This is a genomic window from Tellurirhabdus bombi, assembly GCF_021484805.1.
Lineage (GTDB): Bacteria > Bacteroidota > Bacteroidia > Cytophagales > Spirosomataceae > Tellurirhabdus > Tellurirhabdus bombi.
In genome coordinates this window covers 1,531,956-1,552,050 of the sequence record NZ_CP090557.1, presented here as the reverse complement: position 1 = coordinate 1,552,050, position 20,095 = coordinate 1,531,956, and the positions used below count along the sequence as shown (strand labels likewise).

Genomic DNA, 20,095 nt, shown 5'->3' with positions numbered 1-20,095 from the left:
ACATTTTCCGGGAGCATGATCCTAAAGAAGCAATCGCTACAATGCCTAGCAAAAAGATAGCTTTTTTCATAAGTGGCAATACTATTTGTTTAATGGGGTGCTTTAGCTAATAAACCACGTTCAGCTAATATACGAACAAACAGGCTGATTATTCGGTGTTCTCATAAATTTAATGAGCACTAACGAATAATCAGCCAGCTAGTTAACTTAGTTCTCCTGGTTTTCCAATTCTTCGACAGAACGCTCCTGCCCATTCTGCGCTTCCTCGTAAGCCGCATCCTTTTCGGTCTTCGATTCAGTGGCCGTTTGCTGGTAGCCCAGAATTTTCAGCATCGTCTCGCTTTCCTGCTCATTGGCAAAAAGGCGCGTCGTGATGTTTCCTTCCGAATCACGATCCACAATGACGTGTTGCGGGGCCGGAATCAGACAGTGTTGAATACCACCGTAGCCACCCAGCGACTCCTGATAGGCACCCGTATGGAAGAAGCCAATGTACTGGTTCTCAGACTCCTGCTCGTAAATCGGCAGGTATAAATCGGCGCTGTGTGCTTCCGTGTTGTAGAAATCGTGCGAATCGCAGGTCAAACCACCGAGATTCACTTTCTGGTATGGATTATCCCAGTTGTTAATGGCCAGCATGATGTACTTCTGACCCAGACCCCAGGAATCCGGCAAGTGCGTGATGAACGAACCATCAATCATGTACCACAGCTCTTTGTCGTTCTGTAGTTTCTGGTCAATGATGTTGTAAATAACGGCACCACTTTCACCAACAGTATAGCTGCCAAACTCCGTGAAGATGTGCGGCACCGGTACGTTGTTTTTGTTGCAAATCCACTGGATGCTCTCCACAATCTGGTCGACCATCGCCTGGTAGTCATACGAAAACTGGAACGAGGTCTGAATCGGCATACCACCGCCAATGTCAATAGAATCCAGATCCGGGCAGATTTTCCGCAGCTCGCAGTATTTGTACATAAACCGGCTCAGCTCACTCCAGTAATACGCGCTGTCTTTAATGCCCGTATTGATGAAAAAGTGCAGCATTTTCAGCTTGAACTTCGGACTGTTCTGGATTTTGCTCCGGTAAAGCTCGTTTACGTCGCTGTAGCGAATGCCCAGCCGCGAGGTATAAAAAGCAAAGTTCGGTTCTTCATCCGTGGCAATCCGAACGCCTAGATTTACCGTTTCCGCCGTGGTCGACCCTTCGTAGGCTTCAATTTCTTTCAGGTTATCTAGAACCGGAATTACGTTAAAACCTTCGTTGATTAACTCACTGATATACTGCGTATATAAGGGCCGTTTGTAGCCGTTACAAATCAGGTAAGTGCTTTTCGATATTTTCTCCTCCTTGTACAATTCGCGGATGATGGGAATATCATAAGCCGACGAAGTTTCAAGGTGGATATTGTTCTTTAATGCCTCTTCAAGGACAAACCGAAAATGCGATGATTTAGTACAATAGCAGTACGTATACGAACCTTTGTAATTATACCGTTTGAGGGCATTCTTAAACAGCAACTTGGCGTGTTCGATATGCTCCCCAATTTTGGGCAAATACGTTAGTTTGAGCGGCGTACCATACTGTTTAATAATGTCCATTAGCGGAACATTGTTGAACAATAGGGAGTTATTCTCCACTTTAAATTCGAGCGTTGGGAACTCAAAGGTTTGTTCGATCAGGTCGTTGTAACTTTTCATCCTTTCGGGAGAAGCATAAGGGGGTGTTCGTGGTTGTCAAAAAAGTCTGCGAAAATGATATAAAAAGAGCAGCTTTGCAACAGCAGACCGGTCTGTTCATCAATCCTTCATTCAGTACAGGCCGGGAGTCTGATTGTCAAGCTGCTTATTGATTATCCCCTCGCAATTTAAGAAACGCTTTTTCGAAGATTTTTGATTCAGATAAGCCATAAATTTTATCGGGCTTATTGCCAGAACAGGCGTATCACTACGTGTTTTCTCTTTAAAATCCTGCGAAACGGCCTACCTGGCGCTATTTCAAACATTAAGCGTGCTGATCGTTGTGTTTGGGTATCAGTTTTTTCGCGAGAAAAACGCCCTCCCGAAGCCTTTTGGTGTGGCGGTTCTGGTAGCTGATTGTCGTCTTCCGGTAATCCCGCTTTTTACTGTACCAATCTGTCTGTATTATTCGTTAATTTGTAGCAATTTTTAATTCATATGCGCTACAAACTAAATGCTACGGCCCTGGTATTGGCCTTAGGGTGTCAGGTTGGTTTTGCCCAAACAGCAACCGACTACGCCCGCACCATCCAGGCAGCCGACCTTGAGAAACATCTCCGTATCCTGGCCGCCGACGACATGGAAGGCCGCGAAACAGGTACAGCCGGCCAGCGAAAAGCAGCGGACTATATCGTGAAGCAGTTCACGGCCGAAGGACTGAAACCCATCGTAAAGGCTGGTGATGGCAAAGAATCCTACCTGCAACAGTTCAACCTGTATCGCAAGATGTGGGGTGATTTTTACGTCAAAGCGGGTAAAAAAACGTATACCTATCCCAAGGATTTTATTGTCAACGGCTTGCTGAGCGTCCCAGCCGAAACGGCTTACGAAACCGTCTTCGCGGGTTACGGCATCAGCACCGGCCAATACGACGATTATGCCAAACTTGATGTTAAAGGCAAAGCCATCGTCATTATGGATGGGGCGCCAAAAAACACCAGTGGCGAAGCACTCGCCGGAACGGCAGACTTCAGCGCCCAGGATAGCTGGCGCAAAAAACTGACCCTGGCCAAAGATAAAGGAGCCGCTCAGGTGTTCATCGTCGCAGCCGAGGCGGGCGAGGATTTCAAACGCCTCGTTGCCCAGCGTAGCGCCATGATGAACCGATTCAATCGCCTCACGTTAAAATCAGGTACTGAGCAACTAAGCTCCGTCGGAACGTTTATCGTTACGTCAGAAATTGCCGCTGACCTGCTGAATACTAGCGCAGCCAAATTGAAAACTGCCGCCGATAATATTGCGAAAACGGGTAAAACAACGGCTGGCTCTTTAAAAGGCAAGACAAGCGTATTGGCCCAGCGCAAAGAAGAGGCTGTTCAGAGCAGCAACGTCCTGGGCTATCTGGAAGGAACGGATAAGAAAGACGAAGTCGTGATTATTTCCGCCCACTATGACCACATTGGCGTTAATCCAGACGGACAGGTTAATAACGGTGCGAATGACGATGGCTCCGGTACGGTTTCGGTCATCGAAATCGCGCAGGCGTTTGCGAAAGCGAAAGCGGAGGGCCACGGCCCGCGTCGGAGCATGTTGTTCCTGACGGTTTCAGGTGAAGAAAAAGGCTTGTTGGGTTCTCAGTATTATGCCGATATGGACCCTGTTATTCCACTGGCTAAAACGGTTTGTGATTTGAACATAGACATGGTGGGTCGCGTGGATGATCTGCACCTGGGCAAATCAGATAACTACATCTACGTTATTGGTTCGGATAAGCTCTCGTCTGACTTGCACAAGATCAGCGAAAACGCCAACCAGACCTATACCAAAATGGAGCTGGATTATAAATACAACGAGCCAACCGATCCAGAACGGATTTACTACCGCTCTGACCACTATAACTTCGCCAAGAATAAAATACCCATTATTTTCTACTTCAACGGCCTTCATCCCGATTACCACCGGCCAACGGACGATGTAGATAAAATTGACTTTAAGCTGGCCGAAAAATCAGCGCAACTCGTTTTCTACACCGCCTGGGACGTTGCTAACCGCGACGAGAAACTGGTCGTAGACAGCAATAAGCCTTGATTGTGGTCTAGTTAAAAAATAAAAAGCCTGCCGATTTGCTTCGGCAGGCTTTTTATTTGTAGGTACGCTATTGTTTGCCGCCCGATACTTTGCTGGCTTTCGGGGCCATACCTGGCTGGCTTATTTCAAAGTTTTCTTTCCCCTTCGCGTTGGTAACGAGTTGCCGAACGTCGGCCAATAACTGTTTGGCGTCATACACAATCCCGTCTTTCACCGTGTATTTCACGCCACCCGCCCGAACGACTTCATTTTTGTCGTTTAATCGAATGGCGCCCGTTCCGTACAGGACTTTCAAATTTGCCAGCGGATTTTCCTCCACAATCACGAAATCGGCGAGTTTACCAATTTCAACCGAACCAATCTGATTGGCCATTCCCAAAGCCTCGGCTCCTTTGAGCGTTGCGGCCCGAATCACTTCGAGCGGATGAAAGCCCGACTCCCGGAGGAGTTCCAGCTCCCGGATGTAGGCAAAGCCGTATAACTGATAAATAAATCCCGAGTCCGAACCCGCCGTTACGCGACCACCCCGGTTTTTGTATTCGTTGACAAACTGCATCCAAAGCTGGTAATTGCGCTTCCAGGCGACTTCCTGCTCTGTGCCCCAATCGTGCCAGTAAGATCCGTGCGAGATGCGGCTTGGTCCGTAAAAACGCCATAGCGACGGCAAGGTGTAGTCATCGTGCCATTCTGCTCGCCGGGCCAGCATCAACTCCCGGTTCGCTTCGTAGATATTGAACGTAGGGTCAAGCGTGAAATCCATCGCAATGAGGCTGTCGAGCACTTTATTCCACCGCGCCGTACCCGGTTTGGCCGCCTGCTCCCAGAGCCGACCGGCTTCTTCAAAGCGATGCAGCTCGTTGTTGTAGTTGTAATTGGCTGGATAGTTCTGAATGGTTTTGTCCTCAAACAAAGCTTCGGGCAACCCATACCAGTGCTCCATCGACGTTAATCCGGCTTTTGCGGTTGCCAGCACGTTCATTCGGGCCACTTCCAGCTGCGCGTGGTGGCAGGCAGACCGCAATCCTAGTTTTTTATTTTCCTCTAAAGCTGCCCGAAAGACATCTGGTTCAGCACCGAAAAACTTAATGCCGTCCGCGCCTTTTTTGGCATTTTCCCGCACCCAAATACGTGCCTGCTCCGGCGTTGAGATGGGCGATTTGCTCCCCTGCCCGAAGACGGTATACGCTTTGATCCGTGGTGCGGTGATTTCATTTCGTTCGCTTTTAGTGCGGTGTTCCAAAACCCAGTCGAGGCCGTTGCCGCAGGATGGGTCACGGATGGTAGTAATTCCGTGGGCTAGCCAGAGCTTGAACACATATTCCGAGGGAGTTCCCTGACCTGTGCCGCCAATATGCCCGTGCATGTCCACAAAACCCGGCATCAGGTACATGCCTTCGCAGTTTAATTCTTTGTCACCGTTTTCTGCTTTTGGGCGACTTTTTTCGTTAATTGGCACACCAGGATGGCCGACCTGCCTGATTTGTGCGATGCGATTTTTTTCGACCACAATATCAACCGGACCCATCGGCGGAGCGCCTGTACTGTTGATGAGGGTAACGCCGCGAATGATCAGTCGGGTGTTGCCTCCTTCGCCTTCTTTGCGGGCTGGTGCTTTCTCAATCTGCGCGACTAGTGGTTGACAGAACGCACTAAGCAATAGCCCGATAGCAAACAGTCGGGTGAAAACTTTGTTCATATGGTACGCAATTAGTTGTTGATTGAATAGAGCAAGGAAGATAATGACTTTGTTGATACATTTGGCAAAGAAAATGGTCATCTCCCTGCTTCTGTAGGTATTATCCCTGAATATCATTCCAGAACAATATTTCTGATAAGATTATGAAATCACTCTTGATAAGCTTTGCTTGTCTTGTCGGCTTAATCGCCTGTTCTTCAGACGCCAACAAAGAGGCTAGCCAGAAGCCTGCCGATACCACGCCAATTCATACATTGATTTTTATGGATAAGTCGGTTAGTGTGAATATCAACAAGGGATTTGTGGCGCAGAAATACCAGCAGGCCATTAACGACATCATCGATCAGAATATTAAGAAGAAAGGCGACAAGCTGGAAGTTTACTTTATCCACGAAAACACCTCGAAGGCACGGGCTTTATCGCTAACCACCCGCTCTGAACTGGACGCTATCGAAAACGCCAACGCCACCGACCGCGAAGCCGCCCAAACGTCTTTCGATCTTTCATTAAACCGGGAGAAAGCGCTATTTCGTCAGCGGGTTATTCAACAGTTGGCCCAGCAAAATACCTCTGCATCGAATCAGGAAACCGACATCTGGGCCAGCCTGCCCGTCATTGCTAAGGCCAACGAAAACGGCGCGGCCGTCAAGGTGTATTACCTGAGCGATATGGTAGAAAGCACCAAAGGTACCGACCGCCGCGATTTCCATACGACGCCGCCCAAAGACAACGCCCAGGCCGACGACTGGGCCAAAGCTGATACGAAAAAGCTCAAACAATACACGCTGGGTAGCCCGGATATTGCGATGATCTTACCGTTTGAACCCAATGCATCGGTGAAGGAAAATAACCCGGCCGTTACGCAGTATTGGCAAACGTTATTCCAGGAGTTGGGCGCCGCCAACGTCGAAGAGCAGTAAACCAGCCGTAACAGCCCCTTTCTGTCCTAGTTTCATTATTTTTGGACAACGCTCAAGCTGTTCTCTTCATGCTCCTTCTTTTCATTGCGCTTTATTTACTTTCTAACATTGCTGTTGGCGTTTGGGCCGCCCGGAAAGTCACCAATACGCAGGATTTCGTACTGGCTGGCAGGAGCTTGCCGTTAGTACTAGCGGCGTCAGCGACGTTTGCCACCTGGTTTGGTTCGGAGACGATTATGGGTGCCCCTTCCGTGTTTGTTGAAGGCGGGGTGCTGGCTATTATCGAAGAGCCTTTTGGCTCGGCCTTGTGCCTGTTTCTGGTGGGGGCATTTTACGCGCGTCCTTTGTACCGCCTGAAAATCACCACATTTTCTGACTACTTTTCCTACCGCTTCGGACGGTCAGCGGAGTTGCTGTCGGCTATTTTAATCATTCCCTCCTATTTTAGCTGGATTTCGGCGCAGTTTATCGCCATTGGCATTGTGCTGAACGTGGTTACGGGAGTTCCTGTCTTCTGGAGTATTGCCTCAAGCGCCCTTATTGTGATGATTTACACCATTCTGGGGGGGATGTGGTCAATTTCGATTACGGACTTCTTCCACAACATCATCATTATCCTGGCCCTGATCGTGATTGCGGTTTTGCTCTACAACCGAATCGGGGGTTTCGAAGCGATTTTACGCCAAACGCGACCTGGTTTTTTCCGGTTTCTACCGCAACCCACTTTCAAAGACAGTGTCACATATATTGCCGCCTGGATCACCATTGGTCTTGGTTCTATTCCCCAGCAGGATGTTTTTCAGCGCGTAATGGCGGCTAAGTCGGAGCGGACGACGGTGCAGGCTTCCTACCTCGCTTCGGGTCTGTACATCACCATTGCTATGCTGCCGCTTTTTATCGGGCTGTGCGGTAAATTACTCTACCCCAATCTAAGCACCGACAACCAGATGCTTATTCCCAATATGGTGATGCAGGAAGGTGGCCTTCCCTTGCAGATCCTTTTTTTTGGCGCGTTGCTGTCGGCCATTCTAAGCGTTTCCAGCGGGGCGATTCTGGCACCGGCCACCATCTTTGGCGAAAACATTTACCGGTTTTTCCGCCCTTCCGTGACCGACAAGCAATTGCTGCTCAGCATCCGGCTGGCAGTTGTGTTCATCACGCTGGCCTGTGTCTGGATGACGGCGGCACGCGATGTAAACATTTTTGAGCTCGTTGCCGAATCGTCGGCCTTCAGTCTAGTGTCCCTGTTTGTACCGCTAACGGCTGGCCTCTACTGGAAACGAGCGAGTAAGCTGGGTTGCCTTTTATCCATGAGCGTTGGTTTTGCCGCCTGGCTCGTCTGCCTGTGGCTGGAAACGGAATACCCCGCCATGATTTATGGTTTACTGGTTAGCGCTGCCGCTATGCTGGTTGGGAGTCTTATTGAAAAAAAGGCTGATCAATCTTACCAACATATGCCGCGTTAGGACCCATTTGTAGCCAATGTTGAATCTGACGACCCACATTGGGGTACATATTCAACGCCGCTAGTTCGGCAATTGGCTTCCAGACAACGGCCAAAGCAGTAGTATGCTCTGGATTTAATTTGGGTAATCCGCCAATGATCTGACCCGAAAAAACAACGTGCAACACATCATTTTTAGCTTCGGGCAGAATCACTTCACCCATACACGCCACCGAGCCAACCTCCACGTCAATACCCAGTTCTTCTTCTAATTCGCGTATCAGCGTTGTGTCCATCGTTTCGCCCCGGTCTGGATTGCCGCCGGGCAGGGCGTAAACATCCGATTCGCCGTAGCGGTAATGCATCAAGAGAACGTGGTTATTTTCCAGCAGTAATAAGGCAGGTCGTACTTTCATTCGAAATTCAAAAACAGAAGATTTGGCAGAAAGAAGGGCAATTCTCCTGCCAAATCCCGTTTTCTTAGCTAATTTTTATTTTGTTACCGGTTTCCGCTGCCCGGTAAATCGCCTGCATAATCTTAACATCCTGCTTTCCTTCTTCGCCAGTAATGTGCTTGGGTAATTGTTTACCCGCCGCCAGCACCTCACACACCCCATCCATGTGCATGGCCTGATGATTAACCACCGGTTTTTCGATCGGGCCTTTGCTGGTCATTCCTTTGAGCGGTCCGTAGCCAAAGGCGGGACGCAACTCAAACCAGCCATTTTCGGCTGACGCATACAAACGCTCGACTCCGGCGGCATAGCTGGTTGTGGACGTGGACGTAACACCGCTCGGAAATTCAAACTGCCAGTAGAGCGTTTCTTCAATGTCCTTGAACTTTTGCGGATCTGTTTTAGGACCAAACTGGGCCGTCACCGAAATTGGCTCTTCGCCCGTTACCAGCCGAACTCCCTGAATCGCGTAAATCCCAACATCCATGAGCGGTCCACCGCCCGCCATCGACTTTTTCAGACGCCACTGGTTCGGATCGCCCGCCTTAAAACCGTCGCTGGCTTCCAGAAATTTCAGATTACCAAACACCTTTTCCCGACCCATTCGCATCACTTCCTGCGTGAATGGTTCGTAGTGCAGGCGGTAACCGATAGCCAGTTGACGGTTCGCCTTTTTGGCGGCGTCGTTCATCTCCTGGCATTCTTTTTCGGTAATGGCCATCGGTTTTTCGCAAATGACGTGCTTGCCTGCCTTCAGTGCCCGAATGACATACTCGTGGTGCATGTTGTTGGGCAGTACGACATAAACCACGTCAATATTTTTGTTGTCGGCAATCCGGTCGAAGGTTTTGTAATCGTAGACGTTCTCTTTCGAGATGTTGTACTTCTTCATCCACTCTTCCGCTTTGGCGGGCGTACCGGTTACAATGCCCGTCAACTGGCAATTTTTAGTCTGTTGCAGGGCCGGTGCCAGCTGGTTTTTAGCGTAGCCGCCCAGTCCGACCAGTGCTATGCCCAGTTTGCGATTTTGCTCAGGCTTATTCAGTAACGACATAACGTCAGCGTGGTGCTTTTCATACCCGGCATACGAAGCCAAAGGCAAGGTAGAAGCGCTCAAGCCCAACGATAGTTTTTGCAGAAAATCACGGCGTGATGAATGCATACAGCGGTTGGTTTTAGGATGTGAACAGGTACAAAACTAGCGAAGTATACCGCTTATAAGCGATCAATTTGTTAAAAATTAGGGAATAGAATTATTCATTTTTGATGATTACGTCAATATTGGTATTTCGGCCTTTGTCGTCGGCGCAGGAAATCTTTAATCGGCCTGGCTGTGGTGGAAAAAAAACCGCTTCGGTCGGCGCGGCCCTGCGATAAAGCCGGTCGTTCAGGTACCAGAATACTTCTTTCACCTCGTTATCCGCCTGACAGCTCAGCATTAGCTGCTGCGGGTCGCGGGGGTTGATGTAATATTCGCTTCCATCGTTCGGACTAACAATTTGCGGGCCTCGCTGACCAAATACACGCGTGCAGGCGGGATTATGCGGCGGCACTTTCTCGTACGGAATCCGGCGACTTTCGTAAAAACTAATGAGTTCAGGGGCTAGATTGGGATAAAACCGCCGCACCGCTTCTGCTTCTTTTTCCAGACTAGGCAGGCAATGAGCACAGTACGAAGTTGTTCCGGTAGCATTGGTCCAGACCGCCTTTCGATGCTGGCACCGCCGATACTCCGAGACGCCTTCGATAGCATAATCCAGCACCTGGTGCTCACAGAATTCACCCGGCACGTTACCCGTTTGGGCGCATATTTTACGCAGAATCAATCCTTTAGGTGATTTAAACCAGCCTTTGGCCGAATTGTAATCAAGCGCATTGAAGATGGTAAACAGCAAGGGCGTCGCGGTGTTAGCGCCACTAAGCTCCGGTACGCCCGTTCCCGAAAAATTGCCAATCCAGACGCCTACCGTGTAACGTTTGTTGTAACCAATGCTCCAGGCATCCCGCCGCCCGTACGAGGTGCCAGTTTTCCAGGCAATGCGCGGCAAATGGTAACTGTTGTCGAAATTGTTTGGCAGGTCGGGGCGCGTAATTTGGGTCAGAATATTCGTAACCATAAAAGCCGATTCGGGACTAAGCAGGCGCAGGGTATCCTTTTTTGCCGACTGACTGAATTGAATGGATTGCATTAATCCACCGTTGGCAAACGCCGCAAACAAGCGGGTCAGCTCTTCCAGCGATACGCCACAACCACCCAGAATCGTTGATAGTCCTAAATCCTTGGCCTGCTTGCGCACCGTCAGGAACTCAGCCTGTTTCAAAACACTAACAAATTTCGGCGTCCCAAGCTGTTGCAACACTTTTACCGCCGGAACATTCAGCGAATTGGCCAGCGCACCCTCCACTGAAATTGGCCCATAAAACTGGCGGTCGTAGTTCTCCGGTTCGTATCCCGAAAAATTGGTGGGTACGTCGTTTAGAATACTTTTGGGGGTAATCAGGCCCTTGTCGAAAGCCAGCGCATAGAGCAGCGGTTTCAACGTACTCCCCGGCGACCGCACCGCCCGAACCCCATCGACCTGTCCGCCATCGTAAGCATTCCTGAAATCTGCCGAGCCAACGTACGCTTCTGTCTGCATGGTCTGGTTGTTCACGACCAGCACGGCGGCATTGTGAATGTTCATGGAACGCAGTCTGGCTACGTAATTGCTTACCAACTGCTCAACCTGGGCCTGTCGGTTGGGACGGATTGGCGTATAAATAATGGGCTGATCTGGATGCGTCTGTTTTAAGCGCATGGCCAGATGCGGAGCTTGTTTGGGAGCCTCCCGCCGATGTGCCGTCAGCGGTTCTCGCAGCGCATCCTCTATTTCTTCAGCAGAAAAAAGCGACTGTTCCCGAAAGCGCCGCAGCCAGTGATTTCGCGCCTGAACCACAGCAGCATTGTTGATTCCTAAGCGCAAACTGGATGGCCGGTTCGGGATAATGGTCAGCGTGGTGATTTCGGCCAGACTAAGAAGCTGAGGCGGCTTCCCGAAATACAGCAGCGAGGCCGACTTGATTCCTTCGATGTTACTGCCGTAAGGAATCAGGTTCAAATACAGTTGCAGAATCTCATCTTTCGAATAAAAAATCTCCAGCTGGATAGCCCGAAATAGTTCAACTAACTTGCTGGCATAGGTTCTTTGACGCGGTTCCAGCAAACGCACAACCTGCATGGTAATGGTCGATGCGCCGGACGTTCGGCGGCCCGCCGTCAGGTTCCGAAACGCGGCCCGTGCCATCGCCACCGGATTAAAGCCCGGGTGGAAGTAAAAATAACGATCTTCTTTGAACAGGATGGTTTCCCGCAGCAAGAGCGTCATTTCAGCCAGCTCGGTTTTCATGCGCCATTTATCCTCTTCGTTCAAAAACGCATGCAGCACGGTACTATCGGCAGCCGTAACCAGAGTTGAATAACGCGGTCTAACCTTTAAGGGGAAAATCAGGTTTAAGATCAAAAACAAAACAACCAGACCCAGCAAAATCTGCACCCAGCGAAGCCGTCCCAATTTTTTGGTTATGTGTCGTAATTTTTTCAATATGCAGCGAATAAATAGGATCCGAACAGCACAAAAGGTTCAAGTTTATGTCTGTCCATCCTTAACGACAAAACAGGCTTAATAACGCAGAAAGCATTCTTATTTCATAACTGACCCATGACCATTCAATTCTACGGCGCGGCCCGAAGCGTAACCGGCAGCAAACACCTGGTTACCACAAAACGCGGCACTAAAATCCTGCTTGATTGCGGCTTGTTTCAAGGTATCAATACCGACGAGTTGAATCAGAAATTCGGTTTCAAGCCCCAGGAAATTGATTTTTTGATTCTGTCACATGCTCACATCGACCACTCTGGGCTGATTCCACGGCTGGTGCGGCAGGGTTTTACGGGGCCGATTTTTTGCACGCCCGCTACTGCTGACCTTTGCCGGATTATGCTTTCCGACAGTGCCCATATTCAGGAAAAAGACCTTAAACGGGTAAATGAGCGCCGATTGCGCCGGGGGGATGCAGCCCTTGAGATTCTGTACGAAGCCAAAGATGTGGAACAGGCGCTCAAGCAATTTCATCCGGTACCTTACAATGCGCCCTACGCGATCAATGACGGAGAAGCGACCTTTGAATTTACGGATACGGCCCACATTCTAGGCAGTGCGGCCATTAGTTTGCAGATTGACGAAGAAGGAACAAAGAAGCGCTTGTTTTTTAGTGGTGACATTGGCCGGCCGAACGACAAGATTCTGCGAATGCCGCAGGCTTTCCCCCAAGCTGATTACATCATCTGCGAATCGACGTACGGCGACAAACTTCATGAGCCCGAACCCGACATGAAAGCCCATCTGCTGCGCATCGTACGAGAAACCTGCGTCGAACGCCGGGGAAAACTGATTATTCCTGCTTTTGCCGTTGACCGAACCCAGGAGCTCATTTTTGCGCTGGACCAGCTCGAAAGCGCCAACCAGCTCCCACGTATAGAAGTCTTTATCGATAGCCCGCTGGCGGTCAGCGCCACCGATGTGATGAAGCGGCACGAAGAATGCTTTAATCCTGATCTGCTGACTTATATCAAGAAAGACGGCGATGCCTTTGCCTTCCCCAATTTGCATTACATCTCCAGTCTGGAAGAGTCCAAAGCCATCAACGAGCGCGACGAGCCCTGCATCATTATCTCGGCTTCTGGGATGGCCGAGGCCGGACGTATCAAGCACCACATCAAAAATAACATTGAAGATTCACGGAATACAATTCTGATTGTCGGGTATTGCTCGCCCGAAACGCTGGGCGGAGCCCTGAAACGCGGCGATAAACAGGTCAGGATTTTTGGGGACGAATTTACGGTTCGTGCCGAGGTCGAAGTGATGGACTCGTTCAGTGCGCACGCTGATTACGCCGAAATGATCTCTTTTTTGGCCTGCCAGAATGCGGAAGAGGTGAAAAACGTATTTCTGGTCCACGGCGAATTTGACCGTCAGACTATTTTCAAGGACAAGTTATCGAAGGCGGGTTTTCCGAAAATCACTATTCCATCGCTTTACGAAAAAGTGAATCTGTAAAATTTTTACGTTCGATGCTTGCGAAATAAAAAGACATCTTCCATCTTTGCAGTCCCGATTAGCACATGATGGCAACATCATTGCGAATGTCGACCAAATACCGAAGTGGTGGAATTGGTAGACACGCACGTTTCAGGGGCGTGTGTTCTTACGGACATGAGGGTTCGAGTCCCTCCTTCGGTACAAACCCCAGCCATATTGGCTGGGGTTTTTGCTTTTTAGATGGTTATCTCCGACCAGCTCAGGTTTTTTATTTTTTTCGTGAGGTAATAAGCGCTGACAAATGCGATAGGAATGGCGGCCACTACGCCATACGGCACGTAGCTCAATCCCCAGTGAACGCCCCCCATCAAGGCAATAATGAACATGATCAGTAGATTTTGCCCGGTTTTCACCCCTTTCGTGGCTGCTTCCAGCGGCATCGAAAAAGGCAGGTAATTGGTATTGGTCGAAATGCTGATTTGCAGGGCAACGAGGTTTATACCACCCGCCAGCAAAATATCATCCAGCGCCGACATACCGACTTTCCAGAATACGTACGCCGAAAAAAGCAAGTAGGCCGGCAAGACAAACTGGACGTAAACGGCTTTCAGCGTGCCCGTAGTTAATTCACCAGGGCGGATTAGAGGTGCGGCCAGATAAATCCAGGCTGATTTATATTGGTCCGAATGCCAGACATAAGTTAGCACCGAAAAACCGATGAAATTGGAAAAATAAAGCGGAACTATAAACCCTGTACTTCCCGCATTCATCCAGGTCGTGCCCGAACGCCAGGCCATAAGACCCACAAACACGATCATGTAACCAATCGCAGGATAGACTTTCAGCTTGAATTTTCGATCCCGGAGCATGGTGCGCCAGGCAAAGGCAAAGCCCGCCTGCTCAACACCTGAACGGGTGAACGCACCGGCCAGCCATTCAGCCTGGTCCGAATCATTCGCCTTTGCGGGATCTGTCTCTTTGCGACTTTCTACATCCAGCGTTGCCAGCCGTTGATTAAAAATTGGAGCCAGAAACCGGTTCATGATCCATAATCCCAGAAAAGGTGTTGCAACGGCCAAGATCAGCAACCCCAAATGCAGCGCGTCAAATTGCTGGAATAAAATGGCTTCAACGGCCCCACCCAGCCAAACCGGCGGAATCAGATAATGCCACCACTGAATCGTCGATACGATGCCGTCTTCCGATAAATTGATCATTCGAGGCAGAATCTGATAGCTGGCGTAAAAGAAAATAGCCGCTACAATCTGAAAGTAATTGATGGTTTCCCGCAGTCTTTCCTGGCTCATAAACCGCATCAGAAGCAGGTAAAACAAATTCGTCAGAAAGACAATCAGAAGGGTACTGAGCAGGACAAAAAACACATAAACAAGGCCCGCTACTAGTCCAAATTTGTAGGTTACAGTTATAATGCTGATCAACGAAATTGCCAGCGAAATCAGCAATAAATACAGCACAATATGCACCAGACGCGCTACCAGCAACGTCCGGCTACTGACGGGCCGGGGTAGTATAATGGCGTTATCCGATGAATCCAGCATGACCGACGAAAAATCAGTAATAAGCGTCATGGCAATCAGCGTCATCGGAACACCAAATGAAAAGCTAAGCGCAAAAAGCGGCGCACTTTCCGCAGCAATAAACAGGTAGAGCGCACTTAAGGGTCCCATAAAGATCATGTAGACACCAAGCATCCACCAAAAGGTGTTCGAGTGCTCCTTTTGGGTATGCTGCCGGTTCTGACCAAACGCCGCATAAGGCCGTCGGTTATCCATGGTCAGCTTCAGGTTTATAATCGCCGAAACTTGCTCATAGTCAGCACCCAGACGGGTAATGAGCGGATGCAGGACAACCAGTAAGCGTAAAAACAAACTATGTAAAAGACTCATCGATAAGCAATTACTGGTTTAAGGTATTAATAAAAGCTTCGGCTACCGACGTTTGCTCGTTATTGCCCGTAAGCTGGGTAAAAATTTGTTCGAGAGAACCACTTTCCTTGAGGTGCTTTAGTTCGTTGAAAGTGCCATTGGCAATGATTTCGCCCCGGTTGATGATGACAATCCGGTCGGAAATTCGCTCTACCACGTCCATGATGTGGGAGCTGTAAAAAATCGTTTTTCCGCTATCGGCCAACTGGCGAATGATTTCTTTTACCAAGACAACGGCGTTAGCATCCAGCCCGGAAAGCGGCTCGTCCAGAAAAATGATGTCGGGATTGTGCAACAAACCGGATATCAGCAACACCTTCTGCCGCATTCCCTTCGAAAAGGTGGTCATTCGGTCATTGGCGTTTGACTCAAGGCCGAAAATTCGAAGCAGTTCCATCGCTTTGTGCTCCACTGCCGAAAGCTCCAGGCTGTGTAGTTGACCAATAAACCGCAGGTATTCGCGGGGCGTCAGCGATTCGTAGAGCGCGGCCTGCTCCGGCACGTAGCCAATACGGCGTTTAACCTCAATTGGATTGTCGCGCACGTTGTAACCAAGCACCGAAACGTCACCCACAAAATCGGGAATCAGGCCAATCAAAATCTTGATAGTCGTTGATTTCCCCGCCCCATTGGGGCCAATATAGCCAACGACTTCACCTGCGTTGACGATCAGATTAATATCTTTTAGAACCTGCGTTTGCTCGTAGAATTTTTGCAGATTCTGGATTTGAATGACTGGATGCGTCCCGTTCATAGTTCTTTTGGCTCCGTTACCGTTTCATAAATTGCAAAAAAATCCCGCCAGAACAAGACCCGGCGGGATAAATGGTGCAAAAGAGCGCTTTACTCTAGAATTCGGATTCGCCAGCGGATTCGCTGTTTTCTTTCTTATCCCGATCGTCCCGATCGCGTGAAATCTGCCGACTGAGCCGGTAGCTAAATCCAATAAAGGCGATCCGGCTTTCGCGTTTGTTGACGGTTGAAGAAACAAAGTTGGTCCCAAAGCTCTCATTCTGGAACCGCAGCGTATTGAAAATATCGCTAACCCTCAGATTGATGGTTCCCCGTCCTTTCAACACGTCTTGTTTCACTCCCAAATCGACGTTGAAGAAGCCTTTGATGGTTCCCTGCGCCACGATAAACGGCGAGCGGTAATTTAACAGTACCTGCAAATCGGTTCCTTTCTTCGGGCTCATGTTTGAAGTCAGCCGCGCTGTCCAGCTCCGGTTGGTACGAGTCAATACGCCAGGTAGGTCAGGCGATGATTGAATGGTTCGCTGGAAAAAAGAGAAATTCCCGTTTACTTTCCACCACTTCAAAATATCCTGATTAACAACCAGTTCCAGACCATAATTTTGTGATTTGTTCAGGTTCAAAAAGGTCTGCTCGGTAATGCCGTCCGGGCGGAGCGTCCGGAAGCGGGTTACTTCGTTGATGGTCTGGCGATAAAACAGCGAAGAGGTTACTGAGGTGCTTTTCCCGTACCACAAGTGACTCAATTCAAAGGAATTAATTAATTCTGGCGACAGGTTGGGATTACCAAACTGAATATTCAGCGGATCGGACAGATCAATAAAGGGATTCAGTGACCACACCGAAGGCCGGTTAATCCGCCGCGTATAGTTAACCTGTAGTTTCTGGCTCTGGCTTAGGTTGTAATTGACAAAAGCACTGGGAAACAGGTAAATATAATCCCGCTTGTTCTGCTGGTTGGTGATCCGCTGATCGGCATTAATGCTGGTATATTCCGTTCTTAAACCAAGCTGGTAACTGAATTTTTTCATTTCATTTCCGAAGTTGACATAAGCAGCGCTGGTGCGTTCGTCGTAAATGAAATTATTGGACAAATTCACGTCTGGTGTCCAGAAACCGTTTTCTCCATTTTCGAAAATATAGTTGGTACCTAAATGCCGAAACGTGTGTTTCAGCCCGGTTTCCAGTCTTTTTTTCTCACCCAGTGGTTCTATAAAATCGGCTTGTAATACCGCAACCTGGTTATCCCGTTCGTTGGTAGCCCGCTGTTGACCAATGCGCAGCAAAGGCGGTCTGATGGCTTCCGGTAAGGTAGTTGTCTGATCAAAATTCTGTTGCTCGATGCCCTTGTTGGTAGATAATGTAGCATCAAATGTAAATTCGCGGCCTTTTTTGTCAAACGAACGTCGGTAACCGAATACATAATCCAAACCCGTTGACGGATCGCTCTCCCGATTCGCGCGGATCGATTGACCCAACGGAACCTGCGAGTTGCTCAGCGTATTGACCACCTCTGTTTCCGTATCCAGCCCATACTGATTCCGGTACATAATGGAAGCCGTCAGGTTATCACGATCGGTCAGGTTGTAATCAACGCCAAACCGCAAATTGTGATTCACGTTCCGCCGGATGGCATCGTTGCGCTGATTCAGGTAGCTTATCGAATCTTCAAAAATATTCTGACGCTCTGAGTTCCGGTAGCTGAATCGCCGCTCCTGGCGGAAATTGTAACTGCTAAACAGGTTAAATTTCTTAAACCGGGAATTAAGATTGATGGCGGCGTTGTATTTATCCCGTGTTCCAACGTTTAGCTGCACATTCCCGTTAAAGCCCGATGCCCGCTCCTTCTTCAAAACAATGTTAATAATACCGGCAGCTCCATCTGCATCATAGCGCGACGAAGGGTTAGTAATCACTTCAATACGTTCGATGTTGCTGGCTGGAATCTGTTCCAGAATGGCCTGGCGATCAAGACCGGTCAGACCCGAAGGTTTGCCATCGACCAGCACAATCACGTTAGCACTTCCGCGCAGACTTAAAGACCCGTCTACATCAATGGTTACTGAGGGCACATTTTGTAAAATATCCACGGCAGAGCCGCCCGTAGCCACCGGCAACTGATCGACATTGACAATCTTGCGATCCAGCGAATATTCGTATGCTTCCTTCTGTCCCTGAACGGTTACTTCTTTTAACTGCCGCGCCGTTTCTGCCAGAATAATGTTTCCTAAATTCACGTCGGGTTTATCGGCCGAAATCGCTAATCGGGGAATTCGTTTTGCTTCAAATCCCAACGATTGCACCAATAGGTAAAAAGTCCCTGCGGGCACAGAAGCAATCTGAAAGGCACCTTTTTCGTCCGTCAATGCGCCCGTTACCGACGTTGAATCCGCCAGTCGGAACAAGCCCACGCTCGCAAATTCAACCGGCTCATTCTTTCCGTTCTGATTTACCAGCAAGCGTCCACTGATTCGTCCGATTCGGGCCTGGGCGTTGTCCGCCGCCGTTGGTGCTGCCTGCGAACGCGTTGGAACCGGTGTCACCACCGAATCGCCGGGCGCGATGGATGCGTTTGTAGTTACCGATGTACGAACCGTATCGAGGCGATCTGCCGAGTTGTATTGAGTAGTATCCGGGCGTGTTGGGGCAACGGGTTTGGTCGTGTCAGCTTCAAAGCCAAGCCCCTGAAGCATTGAGTTAGAAACTGCGGGTACTTCCTGAGCATAGGCATGCCCACAAAAGCCTAATGCTGCCAAGGCAATTACGTAATGAAGTATAGCCATTTTCATCATTGTGCGTACTAAATTGTATCTATTTAAGACTAGCTGTAACCTAAAATGGTTTAATCCTATTTGATAACTTCTAGATATAGGAAACAAAAAGCCCGTTAGCAGCGAGCTAACGGGCTTTTAATTCTAAAAATCTATTTTATACCAACTTGTTTTCGGCCAAATACTCAGCAATTTGAACCGCATTGGTTGCAGCTCCTTTGCGCAGGTTATCAGCGACAATCCATAAATTTAACGTGTTTGGCTGGCTCTCATCGCGGCGGATACGACCCACAAATACCTCGTCTTTTCCGTGAGCCGTCAACGGCATCGGATATACGAAGTTCTTCGGATCATCCTGCACAATAACGCCTTCTTCTTTTTCGAGAATGTCAACGACCTCTTTCAGATCGTAGTCGTTTTCGAACTCGATGTTTACCGCTTCCGAGTGTCCACCAATGGTTGGAATACGAACCGTGGTCGCCGTTACGTGAATGGTATCGTCGCCCATAATTTTCTTCGTTTCGTTCACCATTTTCATCTCTTCTTTGGTGTAGCCATTGTCGAGGAAAACGTCAATGTGGGGCAGCACGTTTAAATCGATCTGGTGCGGATATACTTTCTCAGCCGCCTGGTTGCCAGAACGCTCGTTGTATAGCTGATCCACGGCTGCTTTACCCGTTCCGGTTACCGACTGGTAGGTCGAAACAACAACCCGCTTGATTTTATAGCGTTTGTGCAGTGGGTTCAGCACCACAACCATCTGGATGGTCGAGCAATTCGGGTTAGCAATGATTTTATCCTCGGGTGTTAGAGAGGTGGCATTGATCTCTGGTACGACCAGTTTTTTGCTAGGATCCATCCGCCAGGCCGACGAGTTATCAACGACCGTAATGCCCGCTTCCGCAAAAGCAGGAGCTAGTTTCAGGGATGTTCCACCACCGGCAGAAAAAATCGCAATAGCCGGTTTGGCCTTGATAGCATCCTCAAAGCTAACGACCGTGAACTGTTTACCCTTGAACGTCACCTGTTTACCTACTGAGCGCTCCGACGCGACAGGAATCAGTTCCGTTACCGGGAAGTTACGCTCTTCCAATACTTTCAGGATTTCACTACCAACGAGGCCCGTTGCCCCAACTACCGCAATTTTCATCTTTGCACCAAGGTTTAAGTTGTAAAAATCGGGTGCAAAACTACGTAGAAAAGGCGAAAGACGAGGATTAATTGCTTAAAAAGTACAAATTGTTTAGACGCTAACTGACTCTTT

General features: G+C 49.1%; 13 protein-coding genes and 1 tRNA gene. 5 read left to right on the top strand and 9 right to left on the bottom strand.

What is annotated here, in order from left to right; genetic code table 11:
* Window positions 1-207: 207 nt before the first annotated feature.
* Window positions 208-1,701 carry a type III PLP-dependent enzyme domain-containing protein gene (locus L0Y31_RS06555; protein WP_234736320.1) on the bottom strand — a complete coding sequence of 498 codons (1,494 nt, stop codon included), beginning with the start codon at window positions 1,699-1,701 and terminating at the stop codon, window positions 208-210.
* A 477-nt stretch (window positions 1,702-2,178) separates the two neighbouring features.
* Between L0Y31_RS06555 and L0Y31_RS06550 the strand changes: the two genes are divergently transcribed.
* Entirely contained in the window at window positions 2,179-3,768 is a 1,590-nt protein-coding gene (locus L0Y31_RS06550; protein ID WP_234736319.1) for a M28 family peptidase, read from the top strand.
* A 67-nt stretch (window positions 3,769-3,835) separates the two neighbouring features.
* Here L0Y31_RS06550 and L0Y31_RS06545 read toward each other — a convergent pair whose 3' ends face one another.
* Window positions 3,836-5,464 (bottom strand): amidohydrolase family protein, encoded by a 1,629-nt coding sequence (locus tag L0Y31_RS06545; RefSeq protein ID WP_234736318.1) that lies wholly within the window; start codon window positions 5,462-5,464, stop codon window positions 3,836-3,838.
* 143 nt (window positions 5,465-5,607) lie between these two features.
* Here L0Y31_RS06545 and L0Y31_RS06540 point away from each other — a divergent pair, with 143 nt between their 5' ends.
* Both L0Y31_RS06540 and L0Y31_RS06535 read left to right on the top strand, forming a co-directional pair.
* Window positions 5,608-6,384, top strand: coding sequence for a hypothetical protein (locus L0Y31_RS06540; RefSeq protein WP_234736317.1), 777 nt, complete (start codon window positions 5,608-5,610; stop codon window positions 6,382-6,384).
* 68 nt (window positions 6,385-6,452) lie between these two features.
* On the top strand, window positions 6,453-7,850 hold the full coding sequence (locus L0Y31_RS06535; RefSeq protein WP_234736316.1) for a high affinity choline transporter 1: 1,398 nt from the start codon (window positions 6,453-6,455) through the stop codon (window positions 7,848-7,850).
* Here the strand turns inward: L0Y31_RS06535 and L0Y31_RS06530 are convergent.
* The 3 genes from L0Y31_RS06530 to pbpC all read right to left on the bottom strand — a co-directional run bounded on the left by L0Y31_RS06530 (window position 7,804) and on the right by pbpC (window position 11,867).
* A complete protein-coding gene (locus L0Y31_RS06530; protein WP_234736315.1) occupies window positions 7,804-8,244 on the bottom strand; it encodes an NUDIX domain-containing protein in 441 nt (146 codons plus the stop codon). The genes L0Y31_RS06535 and L0Y31_RS06530 overlap by 47 nt on opposite strands.
* Before the next feature lie 64 nt (window positions 8,245-8,308).
* Window positions 8,309-9,445 (bottom strand): Gfo/Idh/MocA family protein, encoded by a 1,137-nt coding sequence (locus tag L0Y31_RS06525; RefSeq protein ID WP_234736314.1) that lies wholly within the window; start codon window positions 9,443-9,445, stop codon window positions 8,309-8,311.
* A 91-nt stretch (window positions 9,446-9,536) separates the two neighbouring features.
* Window positions 9,537-11,867: a penicillin-binding protein 1C gene (gene pbpC, locus L0Y31_RS06520; RefSeq protein WP_234737137.1), complete on the bottom strand. Its 2,331-nt coding sequence runs from the start codon at window positions 11,865-11,867 to the stop codon at window positions 9,537-9,539.
* A 114-nt stretch (window positions 11,868-11,981) separates the two neighbouring features.
* On the opposite strand from pbpC, the gene L0Y31_RS06515 reads away from it, so the two are divergent.
* Window positions 11,982-13,379 (top strand): MBL fold metallo-hydrolase RNA specificity domain-containing protein, encoded by a 1,398-nt coding sequence (locus tag L0Y31_RS06515; RefSeq protein ID WP_234736313.1) that lies wholly within the window; start codon window positions 11,982-11,984, stop codon window positions 13,377-13,379.
* A gap of 99 nt (window positions 13,380-13,478) precedes the next feature.
* A tRNA-Leu gene (locus L0Y31_RS06510) sits at window positions 13,479-13,562 on the top strand.
* Between the two features lie 35 nt (window positions 13,563-13,597).
* Here the strand turns inward: L0Y31_RS06510 and L0Y31_RS06505 are convergent.
* From L0Y31_RS06505 to L0Y31_RS06490, 4 genes are all read right to left on the bottom strand, one after another.
* Window positions 13,598-15,268, bottom strand: a complete 1,671-nt coding sequence (locus tag L0Y31_RS06505) for a hypothetical protein (protein WP_234736312.1) — start codon at window positions 15,266-15,268, stop codon at window positions 13,598-13,600.
* A gap of 10 nt (window positions 15,269-15,278) precedes the next feature.
* Window positions 15,279-16,061 (bottom strand): ABC transporter ATP-binding protein, encoded by a 783-nt coding sequence (locus L0Y31_RS06500; RefSeq protein WP_234736311.1) that lies wholly within the window; start codon window positions 16,059-16,061, stop codon window positions 15,279-15,281.
* Between the two features lie 94 nt (window positions 16,062-16,155).
* Window positions 16,156-18,843 carry a TonB-dependent receptor gene (locus L0Y31_RS06495; RefSeq protein ID WP_234736310.1) on the bottom strand — a complete coding sequence of 896 codons (2,688 nt, stop codon included), beginning with the start codon at window positions 18,841-18,843 and terminating at the stop codon, window positions 16,156-16,158.
* Between the two features lie 145 nt (window positions 18,844-18,988).
* Window positions 18,989-19,981 carry an aspartate-semialdehyde dehydrogenase gene (locus L0Y31_RS06490; protein WP_234736309.1) on the bottom strand — a complete coding sequence of 331 codons (993 nt, stop codon included), beginning with the start codon at window positions 19,979-19,981 and terminating at the stop codon, window positions 18,989-18,991.
* Window positions 19,982-20,095 lie beyond the last annotated feature (114 nt).

Excerpts from the sequence above, each read along its gene's own strand:
- L0Y31_RS06530 (WP_234736315.1), bottom strand. The coding sequence starts at position 8,244 with ATGAAAGTACGACCTGCCTTATTACTGCTGGAAAATAACCACGTTCTC.
- L0Y31_RS06515 (WP_234736313.1), top strand. The coding sequence starts at position 11,982 with ATGACCATTCAATTCTACGGCGCGGCCCGAAGCGTAACCGGCAGCAAA.
- L0Y31_RS06505 (WP_234736312.1), bottom strand. The coding sequence starts at position 15,268 with ATGAGTCTTTTACATAGTTTGTTTTTACGCTTACTGGTTGTCCTGCAT.
- L0Y31_RS06535 (WP_234736316.1), top strand. The coding sequence starts at position 6,453 with ATGCTCCTTCTTTTCATTGCGCTTTATTTACTTTCTAACATTGCTGTT.
- L0Y31_RS06495 (WP_234736310.1), bottom strand. The coding sequence starts at position 18,843 with ATGGCTATACTTCATTACGTAATTGCCTTGGCAGCATTAGGCTTTTGT.
- L0Y31_RS06545 (WP_234736318.1), bottom strand. The coding sequence starts at position 5,464 with ATGAACAAAGTTTTCACCCGACTGTTTGCTATCGGGCTATTGCTTAGT.
- L0Y31_RS06490 (WP_234736309.1), bottom strand. The coding sequence starts at position 19,981 with ATGAAAATTGCGGTAGTTGGGGCAACGGGCCTCGTTGGTAGTGAAATC.
- L0Y31_RS06555 (WP_234736320.1), bottom strand. The coding sequence starts at position 1,701 with ATGAAAAGTTACAACGACCTGATCGAACAAACCTTTGAGTTCCCAACG.
- L0Y31_RS06500 (WP_234736311.1), bottom strand. The coding sequence starts at position 16,061 with ATGAACGGGACGCATCCAGTCATTCAAATCCAGAATCTGCAAAAATTC.
- L0Y31_RS06540 (WP_234736317.1), top strand. The coding sequence starts at position 5,608 with ATGAAATCACTCTTGATAAGCTTTGCTTGTCTTGTCGGCTTAATCGCC.
- L0Y31_RS06550 (WP_234736319.1), top strand. The coding sequence starts at position 2,179 with ATGCGCTACAAACTAAATGCTACGGCCCTGGTATTGGCCTTAGGGTGT.
- L0Y31_RS06525 (WP_234736314.1), bottom strand. The coding sequence starts at position 9,445 with ATGCATTCATCACGCCGTGATTTTCTGCAAAAACTATCGTTGGGCTTG.